This window comes from Rhodococcus ruber, from assembly GCF_027270735.1.
In the GTDB taxonomy this organism is placed as follows: Bacteria; Actinomycetota; Actinomycetes; order Mycobacteriales; family Mycobacteriaceae; genus Rhodococcoides; species Rhodococcoides rubrum_A.
Genome location: NZ_JAPWIJ010000014.1, coordinates 39,984 through 52,349 on the forward strand (window position 1 = coordinate 39,984; position 12,366 = coordinate 52,349).

The 12,366-nt window shown below is 63.3% G+C and carries 13 protein-coding genes; 10 read left to right on the forward strand and 3 right to left on the reverse strand.

Going from position 1 to position 12,366, the window contains the following annotated elements; translation table 11 throughout:
• Positions 1 to 36 precede the first annotated feature (36 nt).
• The 8 genes from O4220_RS24855 to O4220_RS24890 all read left to right on the forward strand — a co-directional run bounded on the left by O4220_RS24855 (position 37) and on the right by O4220_RS24890 (position 6,145).
• On the forward strand, positions 37 to 924 hold the full coding sequence (locus O4220_RS24855) for a fumarylacetoacetate hydrolase family protein (RefSeq protein WP_269608227.1): 888 nt from the start codon (positions 37 to 39) through the stop codon (positions 922 to 924).
• Between the two features lie 12 nt (positions 925 to 936).
• Positions 937 to 1,863: a VOC family protein gene (locus O4220_RS24860; protein ID WP_269608228.1), complete on the forward strand. Its 927-nt coding sequence runs from the start codon at positions 937 to 939 to the stop codon at positions 1,861 to 1,863.
• A 35-nt stretch (positions 1,864 to 1,898) separates the two neighbouring features.
• Positions 1,899 to 2,735 (forward strand): alpha/beta hydrolase, encoded by an 837-nt coding sequence (locus O4220_RS24865; RefSeq protein ID WP_269608229.1) that lies wholly within the window; start codon positions 1,899 to 1,901, stop codon positions 2,733 to 2,735.
• A gap of 8 nt (positions 2,736 to 2,743) precedes the next feature.
• Positions 2,744 to 3,031 carry a YciI family protein gene (locus tag O4220_RS24870; RefSeq protein ID WP_269608230.1) on the forward strand — a complete coding sequence of 96 codons (288 nt, stop codon included), beginning with the start codon at positions 2,744 to 2,746 and terminating at the stop codon, positions 3,029 to 3,031.
• 61 nt (positions 3,032 to 3,092) lie between these two features.
• Positions 3,093 to 3,869, forward strand: coding sequence for an alpha/beta fold hydrolase (locus O4220_RS24875; protein WP_269608285.1), 777 nt, complete (start codon positions 3,093 to 3,095; stop codon positions 3,867 to 3,869).
• A 165-nt stretch (positions 3,870 to 4,034) separates the two neighbouring features.
• Positions 4,035 to 5,120: an S-(hydroxymethyl)mycothiol dehydrogenase gene (locus O4220_RS24880; protein ID WP_269608231.1), complete on the forward strand. Its 1,086-nt coding sequence runs from the start codon at positions 4,035 to 4,037 to the stop codon at positions 5,118 to 5,120.
• Positions 5,117 to 5,773 carry an MBL fold metallo-hydrolase gene (locus O4220_RS24885; protein WP_269608232.1) on the forward strand — a complete coding sequence of 219 codons (657 nt, stop codon included), beginning with the start codon at positions 5,117 to 5,119 and terminating at the stop codon, positions 5,771 to 5,773. Before O4220_RS24880 ends, O4220_RS24885 begins: the two co-directional genes overlap by 4 nt.
• A gap of 90 nt (positions 5,774 to 5,863) precedes the next feature.
• Complete coding sequence (locus O4220_RS24890; protein ID WP_269608233.1) at positions 5,864 to 6,145, forward strand: WhiB family transcriptional regulator; 282 nt, start codon at positions 5,864 to 5,866, stop codon at positions 6,143 to 6,145.
• A gap of 631 nt (positions 6,146 to 6,776) precedes the next feature.
• Here the strand turns inward: O4220_RS24890 and O4220_RS24895 are convergent.
• The gene (locus tag O4220_RS24895; protein ID WP_269608234.1) at positions 6,777 to 7,364 is read right to left on the reverse strand and encodes a TetR/AcrR family transcriptional regulator; all 588 of its coding nucleotides are present in this window, start codon (positions 7,362 to 7,364) and stop codon (positions 6,777 to 6,779) included.
• A gap of 20 nt (positions 7,365 to 7,384) precedes the next feature.
• Here O4220_RS24895 and O4220_RS24900 point away from each other — a divergent pair, with 20 nt between their 5' ends.
• Both O4220_RS24900 and O4220_RS24905 read left to right on the forward strand, forming a co-directional pair.
• Positions 7,385 to 8,047 (forward strand): nitroreductase/quinone reductase family protein, encoded by a 663-nt coding sequence (locus O4220_RS24900; protein WP_420030464.1) that lies wholly within the window; start codon positions 7,385 to 7,387, stop codon positions 8,045 to 8,047.
• Positions 8,048 to 8,085: 38 nt separating this feature from the next.
• Positions 8,086 to 8,688 carry a hypothetical protein gene (locus O4220_RS24905; RefSeq protein ID WP_269608235.1) on the forward strand — a complete coding sequence of 201 codons (603 nt, stop codon included), beginning with the start codon at positions 8,086 to 8,088 and terminating at the stop codon, positions 8,686 to 8,688.
• 256 nt (positions 8,689 to 8,944) lie between these two features.
• Here O4220_RS24905 and O4220_RS24910 read toward each other — a convergent pair whose 3' ends face one another.
• Both O4220_RS24910 and O4220_RS24915 read right to left on the reverse strand, forming a co-directional pair.
• Positions 8,945 to 10,363 (reverse strand): phytoene desaturase family protein, encoded by a 1,419-nt coding sequence (locus O4220_RS24910; RefSeq protein ID WP_269608236.1) that lies wholly within the window; start codon positions 10,361 to 10,363, stop codon positions 8,945 to 8,947.
• On the reverse strand, positions 10,360 to 12,207 hold the full coding sequence (locus tag O4220_RS24915) for a DUF3556 domain-containing protein (RefSeq protein ID WP_269608237.1): 1,848 nt from the start codon (positions 12,205 to 12,207) through the stop codon (positions 10,360 to 10,362). The genes O4220_RS24910 and O4220_RS24915 overlap by 4 nt, the downstream gene beginning before the upstream one ends.
• Positions 12,208 to 12,366 lie beyond the last annotated feature (159 nt).

Here is a 12,366-nt window from a genome sequence, read left to right on the forward strand (position 1 = left end):
GATCGAACACACTGACACCGCAGAGAGGAGTACACGATGCGTATAGCAAACATGCACGACCGCGCCTTCTTGGTTCTAGGAGAATCCGACGCAGAAACAGCCGTCGACATTGCAGAGGTCTCCAACGGCAAGTTCGGCCCCGACCTGTCGTCGATCTACGAGAATTGGGACTCACTGACATCCTGGTTCTCAGAACAAGACCTGGACACGTTGGCGACGGCCAACGGCACGGCCATCGATCGTGCGGCGCTCGGCGCGCCGTCACCGACTCCGCGGCAGGTATTCGCTGCAGGGCTCAACTACCGTGAGCATGCATCCGAATCCGGCTTCGATGCACCGACAGACGCGACACCGCCGCTGTTCACGAAATACGTCTCGAGTTTCAGCGGCCCGGACACCGAGGTCGTTCTACCTCCAGGTGGCGCAGTCGACTGGGAGGTCGAACTCGTCGTCATCATCGGTCGCATCGCTCATGCGATCGAGGCCGGTGACGCCTGGGCGCACATAGCGGGATTGACTGCAGGACAGGACATCTCCGAGCGGATTCTGCAGAAGCAAGGCCCCGCACCGCAATTCGGTCTCGGTAAATCCCTCCCGGGATTCTCGCCACAAGGCCCGTGGCTTGTTACCGCGGACGCCATCGCCCATCCCGACGACCTCGAATTGGGTTGCGCGATCGACGGCGAGGAGGTGCAGAAGGGGCGGACGAAGGATCTGATCTATTCGATCCCGACACTCGTTGCCGCGCTGTCGCACATCGTGACCCTCTACCCCGGCGATGTCATCTTCACCGGCACCCCCTCAGGCGTCGGAATCGGTCGCAGCCCCCAACGCTTCTTGCAACCGGGCGAGCGGCTCGACAGTTGGATCGAAGGAATCGGCGAGCTCCACCAGAGGTTCGTCGCGGCTCCGAGCACCCCATAAGGACAGGCACACATGGCACTTCATGGATTGGCCAAAGTCACGATCGGCGTACCGAATGTGGACGAGACAATCGGCTACTACACCGATTTCGGTCTCACTCACAACGGCAACGGTAGTTTCAGCACGGTCAACGGAGGTGAACAGCTGCAGATCGTCGGGTCGCCACAGCGACGGATGGTCGAGCTGAGCATCGCCGCCGACAACGAGGACGATATCGAGTCCATCGCTCACCGACTGGTGGGCCTCGGTCAGCAAGTGGAGCGCGACCCCACGTCGTTGTCGGTCCATGAGCCGGTCACCGGAACCAGAATTCGAGTCGTGGTCAAACCACGCCTCGTCTTCGAGCCGGCAGTCGCAGCGTCGCTGTACAACGGTCCCGGACGCATCGACCGGTGGGGGCGGGCGCAGTTCCTCTCGCGCACCGACAAGGTACGGCCCCGCAAACTCGGGCACGCGGTGATCGGGAGCACCGACCTCGAGACCACGATGAAATTCTTCACCGAGGGTCTCGGATTCAAGGTCAGTGACTACATGGGCGACAAGGCAGCGTTCTTGCGGTGTTCGGTCGAGCACCACAACGTACTCGTCATGGCGGCACCGGTAAACTTCCTACACCACACCAGTTGGCAGGTCGACGATGTCGACGAGGTCGGGCGAGGAGCATTTTCGATGCTCCAGGACAACCCCGAGCGGCACATCTGGGGGCTCGGCCGCCACTATGCCGGCGCGAACTTCTTCTGGTACCTCAAAGACCCCGCCGGCAACTTCTCCGAGTACTACTCCGATATGGATACCGTCCCCGAGGACGAGTTGTGGAGCCCCCAAGTGCTCGAAGGCCTGCAAGGCCTCTACGCCTGGGGCCCGCCGCCACCGCCCTCGTTCCTCGAACCCGACGATCTCGCGGCGCTCATGACCGGGGCACATTCCGCCAAAGGCTGACACTGTCGGCCGCCGCACTCATCGACGGGACCATTGTGACTGACGTCCGAACCATCAGCGACATCGAATACGCGAGTGCCGACGGAACTACGTTGACACTCGACCTGCACATTCCTGCTGGGAGTGAGCAGGCACCAGTCGTCCTCTACTTCCACGGCGGGGGCTGGCAAGTCGGCGACAAGGCGGCCGACACCCAGAACCGATTGATCCCACTGGCCGAACGCGGTGTGGTGGTGGCATCGGTGCAGTACCGTTTCGCGAGCCAATCGCTCTATCCCGCACAGGTTCACGACGCCAAGGCTGCTGTCCGTTGGGTGCGGGCCAACGGCGCGAACTTCGACCTGCACGTGGACCGGCTGGGAGTGTGGGGTGCGTCAGCCGGGGGATATGTGGCCAGCATGCTCGCCCTGACGTCGGGTGACGCCGAGCTCGAAGGCACCGTCGGTGCACACGGAGATCAGGACAGTTCGGTGCAAGCCGCCGTAGCGTGGTTCGCGCCGTCCGATCTGACGATGAGTTCCCGGCGTAGTCCGCTGGAGTCTCAGCTGGTACCACCTCCGCCGGAGCCGCCGCTGTTCGGGATAGACAAGGTCGAGGACGAGCTGGATCGAGTGCGCCGAGCCAGCCCGGCATGGCGTGCTCATGCCGCGGCCCCACCGTTTCTCCTAGCCCACGGCGACCACGACCTGCTCGTAGCCGAGAGGGAAAGCCACACCCTTCACGATGCACTGACACGCGCGGGTGCCTCGTCGACGTTGGTCACCCTGGGCGGGGCCGGACACGAGGGACCCGAGTTCGACAGTGCCGCCCATCTCGCACTGACAGCTGCATTCATGCAGGCACACCTGACCAGCGACCGAACCACAGATTGAGGTCTCGAATGCCACATTTCATTGTGCAATACGCCTTTTCACCCTCGTCTGGCCCTGGCCGAGACATCCACCGCGCCGACCACCGCGCATGGCTGCAGAACCTGGCAGACCAAGGCCGGCTACACGTAGGGGGTGCGTACCCTGATGGCACCGGGGCCATGGTGATCGTCGAGGCAGACGATCCGGACGAGGTGCGCGCATGCTTCGACGGTGACCCGTTCGTAGCTGCAGGTCTGGTGGAAGCCCTCTCGATCGTCGAGTGGGTGCCCGCGATGGGTAAGGTCGGCGTTGGCTGAGATCGAAGAACGCTACTGCAGTGCGATCGGCATCGACGGAACGACACTGGCATACCGGTCGATGGGGGAGAAGACCTCACGCCCGATCGTGTTGATCCACGGGTGGGCACAATCGTCGGCGTGCTGGGGTGATGAGGTTCTCTCGTCGCTCGGCGAGCACTTCCGAGTGGTCGCAATCGACCTTCGTGGACACGGCTACTCCGGTGCGCCCAGTGACGGCTACGACAACTCGTCGATCTGGGCGGGGGACGTCCAAAGAATCCTGGATGCCGAGTGCATCACCCGAGATGCAGTGCTTCTCGGGTGGTCGTACGGCGGCCTCGTCATATGCGACTTCCTCGCCCACCACGGCACGGCCGCGCTGTCCGGAGTCATCCTCGTGGGGGCAGTGACCAGCCTGGGCCGTGGCGAGAAGGGTGGCCGCGTAGGCCCGGCAATGCGTGCCGCGCTACCCGACGCGGTGGCCGACGATCCTGGGGCCGCAACCATTGCTCTCGGCACATTCTGTGAGGCAATAGCTCCGAGTGCGACGGTGACCGGCGCGCAGCGGCAACTTCTACTGGGTCTGTGTCTCGTGACGCCGCCCAGAGTTCGCGCCGCACTGTTCGACCGGACGGCATCCAACGATGAGGTGTTGGAGCGACTCGACGTGCCGGCTCTGCTGATACACGGGTGCGATGACGCGGTAGTGGATATCTCGTCGAGTCGGCACGCCGCCTCGCTGATCCCATGCGCCGACGAATCCTATTGGGAGGGTGTAGCTCACGGACCGTTCGTCATCGATCCCGCCCGATTCGTCTCCACGGTACGAGCGTTCATGGAGACCGTGCAGAACTGAGTTACTGCCAGGAACATTCGGCCTCCACAGACTCCCAGTGTCGGTCGTCAGCCCGTCAGCCCGTCAGCCCGTCAGAGACTTTCGGGCCTCATACATTTCGACTCCCTGCCCACTCGACGAAGAAAAAACCCTAACAAGCGTCAGCTGAAAGAGGTTCCAATCGCCATGCCGCACACCGTTCAAGCCGTCGTCGCCAAGGCCAAGGGCGAGCCCGTCTCGATCGAGACCATCACGATCCCGGACCCGGGGCCCAATGATGTGGTGGTGAAGATCGACGCGTGCGGGGTCTGCCACACCGATCTGCATTACCGCGAGGGCGGCATCAACGACGAGTTCCCGTTCCTGCTCGGCCACGAAGCCGCAGGCACCGTCGAAGCGATCGGCGATGCCGTCAGCCACGTCGAGGTCGGCGACTTCGTCGTCCTGAACTGGCGCGCGGTGTGCGGAGAATGCCGGGCCTGCAAGAAAGGCACCCCCTGGTACTGCTTCGATACCCACAACGCGTCGAAGAAAATGACGCTCGAGGACGGTACCGAGCTGTCGCCTGCGTTGGGTATCGGCGCGTTCGCCGAGAAGACCTTGGTACACGAGGGCCAGTGCACCAAAGTCAATCCGCAATCCGATCCAGCGGTGGTGGGTCTGCTCGGGTGCGGGGTGATGGCAGGACTCGGGGCCGCGATGAACACCGGCCACGTCTCACGCGGCGATTCCGTCGCGGTGATCGGGTGCGGTGGTGTCGGCGATGCCGCGATCGCCGGCGCTCGGCTGGCCGGTGCGTCGACGATCATCGCCGTCGATCGTGACAAGGGAAAGCTCGACTGGGCAATGGATCTCGGAGCCACCCACACCGTCGATGCCTCGCAGATCGATGCGGTCGAGGCGGTGCAGGAGCTGACCGGAGGCTTCGGTGCCGATGTCGTCATCGACGCCGTCGGCCGCCCGGAGACCTGGAAGCAGGCGTTCTACGCCCGCGATCTCGCCGGCACCGTGGTGTTGGTGGGCGTCCCGACACCGGAGATGACCCTCGAGATGCCGCTGATCGACTTCTTCTCCCGGGGTGGTTCGCTGAAGTCGTCCTGGTACGGAGATTGCCTGCCCGAGCGAGACTTTCCGATGTTGGTGGATCTGTACGAGCAGGGCCGGTTACCGCTGGGGAAGTTCGTCACCGAACGGATCGGTATCGAGGACATCGAGGCTGCGTTCACGGCGATGCACGACGGCAAGGTCCTGCGATCGGTCGTCGTCCTATGACTGTCGAAACCCTCGTCAGCAAAGGCGGAGCACGCATCGAGCGGGTCGTCACCTCAGGGGTGTTCACCCTCGACGGCGGCGAATGGGAAGTGGAGAACAACATCTACCTCATCGGTGACGACACCGACGTCGTCGTCATCGACGCCGCCCACACCGCCGCACCGATCATCGACGCCGTCGCCGGACGCCACGTCAATGCCGTCCTGTGCACCCACGGCCACAACGACCACGTCACCGTCGCCCCCGAACTCGGCCACGAACTCCACGCCCCGATCCTGCTGCATCCCGGTGACGACGTCCTATGGAAACAAACCCACCCCGACACCACCCATTGGACCCTCGACGATCACCAACGAATCGCCATCGCCGGCACTGACATTCAGGTCATCCATACCCCCGGACACTCCCCGGGGTCCGTGTGTCTCTATCTCCCCGAGGTCGGTGTCCTGTTCTCCGGGGACACCCTGTTCTCCGGTGGCCCCGGTGCCACCGGGCGGTCGTACTCCGATTTTCCCACCATCATCGGATCCATCCGCGACCGCCTCTTCGCCCTCCCCGAGGACACCACCGTTCTGACCGGCCACGGCGATGCCACCACCACCATCGGTACCGAATCACCCCACCTCGCCGACTGGATCACCCGCGGCAGCTGAACCGGTGGGTGGCAGCTCGATGCTCTTCACGGTTTCATGCCGCGATAGAAATCGTTCGGAGCGAACCACACCCAACACGAAAGGACTCGGATGACTATTCGTACCGTCGCCCCAGCGCTTCCGCCGGTAATCGCTCAGGACTGGGAATGGCAGCTCAGGGCTCGGTGCCGGTCGATGCCGGTGAACATGTTCTATTCGGCCTACAACGCGAGCCGTCGTAGCAAGATCATGGACGAGCAGTTCGCCAAAGCCGTGTGTAGGCAATGTCAAGTTCGGAACGACTGTCTTAGGCGAGCATTGGAAGTACGTGAGCCCTACGGCGTCTGGGGTGGACTTTCAGCTGACGAACGAGCACAACTTTCGCGCCCGTAATTTCCTGAAAGATTAACCGAGAAATTGGGAAAAACGGGATTCACCGCTCGACGCCTCCCGAACAGGGGCCGGACTGACGCCTGACACGAGGTCACGGTGTGACGGGCTCCGTGGGTTTCCTTCGTCAACTTTCCTTGACGGTGCGGTAACTGCCCTTTACGTCGGGAGCGCCCGAGGACATCGTATTCGCACGGCTAGATCGGTGCCGATATGCGCAGTCACCTGCTGCGTCGTCGGACCTCCGTGCTCGTCGACGCATAGACCAGTTGGAACTGCCCTGCCTAGGTGGCACCGGGCCCGTTAACGGGGCAGACGTTGATGGACTGCGTGAGACTCCGCAGGACGCTCGACCCTGGAACTCGCTCAACACTTACTCAACACTTTGATCTCGGGTCGTGTGGTTCCACCAGAACTTCGGTGGATACACGAATTGCAAAAACAGCTGGCCTGATGGTGTATGTGGATCCATATCGGTCCGCAAATCCGCGTGAGTTACTACCAAGAGGTTAGGGGTTCGAATCCCTTCGGGCGCACAGAAGAAAGACCCCGAATTGCAGCGATGCGGTTCGGGGTTTTTTCGTGCTCGTCGACATCGCGGCCGGCTCGATTGCACCTTTCGAGAGCACTCCGCTCAGCCCGCAAGAAGCGCTTTCACCATCACCGACACCGTGTCGCTGTAGTCGCTCGGGGTGAGCAGACCGTCTGTGCTGACGCCGTGCAGCGCCAGACCGTCGGCGAAGGCGATGAGAGCTCGCGCAGTCGCCGCGCGCCGTCCGTTCGACGTACCCGCGGGCCAGATCGACGCCAGTGCGCCGGCCAAGTCGGAGTGCACGGATTTCAACAGTTCCGTTTCGATCGACCTCAACGACGGCGACGTCGCCGCCTTGGCTGCGAACGCGACGTGCAACCGGATTTCGGCAGCTCGACGGTCGTCGAGCGGGAGGAGTTCCTCGATCACCATCGTCAGGTTTCGGCGAAGGTCGTCTCCGTAGGCGATTGCGTTCAAGCGAGCCCGGATGCGGTCGAAGACGACTGTGTATGCGTCTGCCAACATCGCTTCTTTGGTCGGAAAGTAGTGCTGAACCGTGCCGATCGACACCGCCGCCAGCGCAGCGACCTCGCGGACGCTGGCGAACTCGATTCCGCGTTCGGCGACGATCGTGAGGATCGCGTCGGAGATCGCCGTACGCCGATCCAGGGGCCTTGACTTCTCTGCCATAACGAGGATCATACAGTCGTATGAGAAAGCAATACGATCGTATTAGAGTTCCTGCTGGATCAGCCGCCGCCACTGCGGTCCTGCTCGGTACCGCCTGGGCACCGTTCGTGTTCGGTATAGATACAGGTCCGACCCCTGCGCTTGTTCAGAGTGGGCTCTACGTCGGCCTGTTCGTTCTCACCACGGTCGCACCACGGGTGAAGATTCGACTGGTCCGCACGGTGCAGCGCTGGGTGGTCAACCCCGTTGTGCGGCTCCTCTTCGCGTCGAACATCAATCCGCTGGGTCTTGCAATCCTCGAAACTCGGGGACGCATCTCGGGCCAACCGCGGCGTACCCCTGTCGGTAACGGGCGCTCGGGCGACGACTTCTGGATCATCGCCGAACACGGATGGTCTGCCGGCTACGTCCGAAACATAGTGCAGAACAACGCAGTACGCGTGCGCCTGCGCATCGGATGGAGGTACCGTTGGATCGACGGTGTCGCTACCGTTCGACCGGACGACGATCCGCTGGCCCGTCAGCGCCGGATTGCAGCGTGGCATCCGCTCAGGGCGATCAATGCTGTGAATGTCCGCGCGATGGGTGCCGATCTACTGTCCGTGCACATTGCGCTGTCGATGCCGTCGAAGGACCGCTCGCATGGGGTTCGAACTGCATTGCGTCTCGACACTGTCGCCTGATTCTTTCTGGTCCGAGGTAGGCAGTGGACACTGGCAAGATGACAAGCCCAGGTAACCCGAGGTCGGTGTGGTCGACAGTGGCGGTGGTCGTCGGCACCGTGGCAGCCGGCGTCGTAGTCGCGGGTCTACTCCACGATCCCCAACCCGCCGCCGTGTCGATACCCGGCTGTGAGGAGGTGCTCTTGCCCGAGGACATGCAGAGAATCAATTACGCAATCGCGGGACCCGATTCTGTCCCCGTGGGGTTCGACGCAGCGGCCAAGTCCGCCGCGTTGATTCAGGCACTGCCCGCTGGGACCGCGGTCGAGCCCGATGCGATGTTCCCACCGCTGACCTTCGACACCTTCGACACCGGCGCCACTGCGTACGGGCGAATTGCGCTGGGCGGGGCCGTGGGCGACCTGGACGTGATGCTGTCGACATCCGACCAACCCGCCGGTCCGTGTATCGCCGGGTACGTCGATGAGCGTCGCACACTGAATGACGGCACCGTCGTCGATGTCAGGTCATCCGAAAGGGGCAGTCGCGTACGGGTATACGGGACCGACGGCAGCCGCGTCGATGTATCCGCCGACCGCGTGTTGACGGTCCGGCAAGTGACCGACATTGCCATGACTCCCGGCCTTCGCCGGAATTGCTGAAGCCGCCGTACCGCGGAACCTCGCACGCCGATGTCGGCACTGCCCCAACAGTGTCCGACCCCGCCGCAGAGTCCGCGAGGGGGAAAGGGCGCATTCGAGTGCTTCTTACCCGCGCGCGACCAGCTTTCCTGCGCTTCCCGACAAGATCTCAGTTGGCCTCGGCTGCTCACCATGCTGAGCACCCAGCACTACGAGGGTTCCGGTCAGGACCGATAAAGCCCACTGGAGGCATTTCAGTTGCTTCTGTGCAGGTAGTTCAGCACTTCCTCAGGTCGTCCAGAGCTCGTCGCGCCGCATTCCATCCCGCCATGCCGTGTGCGCCGGGTCCGGGGGGAGTTGCCGCAGAGCACAGATAGATCCCCGGGGTTCCCGTGCGGTACGGGTCTCGGCCGGGCCGTGGTCCGAGGAGCAATTGTGTCGGTGACGACGCACCGCACAGAATGTCGCCGCCGACAAAATTCGCGTTGCCTTCGGTGAAGCTCCGCGGAGACGTGGTGACTGTCTCCACAATTCGCGAACGCAGTCCCGGTGCGAACTGCTCGATGCGGTCGATCACTACGTCGGTGACATCGCGGTCGAGGCCGGCAGGAACATGAGCGTATGCGTACAGCGGCACTACGTCTCCGTCCGCGCGCCGAGGATCTGCAACGAACTGCTGCCCGACGAGGACGAACGGCCGATCGGGCATTCGTCCTGCTGCAACTGCCGCCTCGGCTGCGATGGTGTCCGCGGCGCTACCTCCCACGTGCACGGTGCCGGCTCGTGCGACTCTGGGGTCGGTCCACGGGACGCCGCCGCGCACCGCGAGGTCCACCTTGAACGCAGCTGGTCCGTGCTGAAACTTGTTGTAGGAGCGACGTGTGCGCGGCGGCAGTTCCTGCCCCAGAACGTCGGACACCACCGACGGCGTCGTGTCGAAAATCGTGATGTCCGACGACGGCAGATCGGCTCGCGAGGAAACCCGCGTCGAGGTCTGCACGGTTGCTCCGAGTTCGATGAGCGCGGAGTGCATCGCCCGTGAGATCGCCGCGGTTCCGCCCTCTGCCACCGGCCATCCGTTGTGGTGTCCCGCGGTCAGGATTCCCACCCCGATCGCGGAGGAGAACACTTCGGTCAACGGCCGCATCGCGTGTGCCGCTGCTCCGACGAACAATGCCCGTGCCTGCGGCGTGGCGAATGCGCGTGACAACACCGCAGCGGGCAGAGCAGTCGGCGCACCGAATCTCGCCAGCAGCAGTGGATGTCGGGGAGCGTGGACGACCGGCCCGAGTAAGTCGGCGGACAGTCGGTCGTACGCCGACGAAGGCTGCCCGAACAGCGCCTTCCATCGCCTGCCGTCCGAACCCAAACCTGCGGCAGTCTCGTCTACCGAACGATGGAGCAGCGCCGCCGCATCGTCGAGAAGTGGATGTGCACAGTCGATCTCGGGCCACAGCCACGTCAGTCCGTGCTGCTCGAGACCGGCGAGGGCAGGTGAACCCACCGCCGTCGGATGGAAACCGGCACAGTGATCGACGAGCAGATCGACGGTGGTGAACGGCCGGTGGCTACGGGTGCCGCCGCCGATCTCGCTCTCCGCCTCCAGCACGGTGACGTGAATTCCGTCGCGTGCCAGAGCAAGTGCGGCGGCGAGCCCGTTCGGGCCGCTGCCCACTATCGTCGCGGATCGTGTCATGATGTCGATTCTCCAGCACCGGCCGTCGCCGACGACGCCTCTGGTGCCGAGTGTCGAGCGGTTGTCGAGTCTGCGCGACGCCGCCACGTCACCGACATGGGGATGGGGCCGTCGGGTAGCCACGGCTGGGCGGACACCGCGTCGTCGACGTTCCACGTACCGGTTTCGATCACGCCGAGGGCGGCATCGATGAGTTTGTACGACTGCGTCTTTCGATGGATGGGCTGCGATTCGACCCAGGCCACGACGAACTCGCCCGGCTCGAAGCTGCAGCGTCGCTGAATTGCTGCGATGAGGGAGGCGTCGTGCAGGTGGCCGTCGCCGAAATTGAAGCCGAGAATCGAGTTGCAGGCGAATTCGCCTTCACGCACCGTCCATCGGTCGATATCGGGAACGTTGCGGATCAGAAGCGAGAACAATCCGCGGCCCTGACTGTGCATCGAGCGCCATGCGATCGTCTGCTGCATCGTGATCTCGGCAACGGCAGGCGGGTAGCCCATTGCTTCGAGCTGTCGTACCTGATTGCGCGTGGGACGGATGATTCGGTCCAGCTTGTCCTCGGCACCCGGTGCGAACGCCCACAGACCGGATGCCCAGTTGCCGGCGTACTGGCGCATCGAGGGCGTGAAGGCCACGAGGTCCGGGCGTAGGTTGCCCAGAACCGGGAAGAAGAACAAGCACACCAGTGCTGTCGCCACGAACCAAGGCGAAGCGTCGAAGATCGAGAAGCCCTGTTCAGCAGGATGTCCGACGAAGAGGAACAGCGCTGCGTAGGCGAACAGCAGATTCCACTCCAGCGGCACGGCCAGTGGGAACGTCGAGATGATGAACAGGTGGAATGCCACCATGAGAAGTGCTCCGACGAGTGCGACGGTCGTGTTGGTGGTGAGCAGCAGCACGATCGGTACTGCGATCTCGACGGTGGTGCCCAAAACGTGCGCGATCGACTTGGCCGTTGCAGAGGGGCGAATGTCGTCCGGGAAACTCCGGTAGTGCTTGCGCCTGGCCCAGCGAGTGGGAATGCAGGGGCTGTTCGAGACCATGGGTGGAACGACGTTGGCGAAATGTGCACCGAATTTCGAGATGCCGGCTCCGACCCACACCGAGAAGATGAGTAGTTTCAGTCCGACGACGAGGTCGACGATGGCGTTGTCACCGAGAATTCCCACCAGGCCGAACAGGACTATCGCGGGACCGTACTGCTCGGCGCGGGCAGCGATGAAGATCGTCTTGTCACGGAGGCCCACGGCGATGGTGAGCAAGACCGGCGCAATGGCCCAGCGTGGATCGACGAGGTTGCCGATGCCCTCGGGCAGGATCGAGGCAAATGCACCGGGCGGTGTTCCGGGCGCGACGACGGGTACGAACAGACTGACCAGGAGCGCGAGATACAGCACGACGTCCAGCGGCGTGCGGGTGTCCCCCGAGGTGAACGGCACCTTGCCCGGCCACGGAGGCATCCGAACGGTTCCCGGTCTCGCCCAGAACAGGATTCCGCCTGTCATCGGCTTGAACTTGCCGGCGATCGGTCCCCATGACCCCGCGAGTCCGACGGTTTCGAGCAGCATCGTCCAGTAGACCAACTTCTGGTAGACGATCATGTCGTCCCACCACGAGCCGAATTCCCACGGCATCCCGACGCCGGATGTCAGTGTTGCCAGAGTCAGGCCGATCCCGATGTAGAGCACCAGGAGCTTGACGACATAGGTGGTGGGGATGACCTTCGGCGAGCCGAAGCCGTAGTCGACCCAGTGCAGTGCAAGGGTTTTCACCCGTTCCAGCAGAGGCCGGTCGAGGAAGGTTTCGAGGTCGACAGGAGGAAACTGTCCGTTCTTGAATCCCATGAGTGAGCTTTCTGTAGCGAGCGCTGAGGATGAAGGAGCAGGAGTCAGCCCTGTCGCCCGAGGCTCGGGTTGCGGTGATGCAACCATCGGACTGTGTCCTGCACCACAGAAAGCTACGGGGTCGGTATCGGCAGTCCCAATGGTTCGCCGACCCGAGGC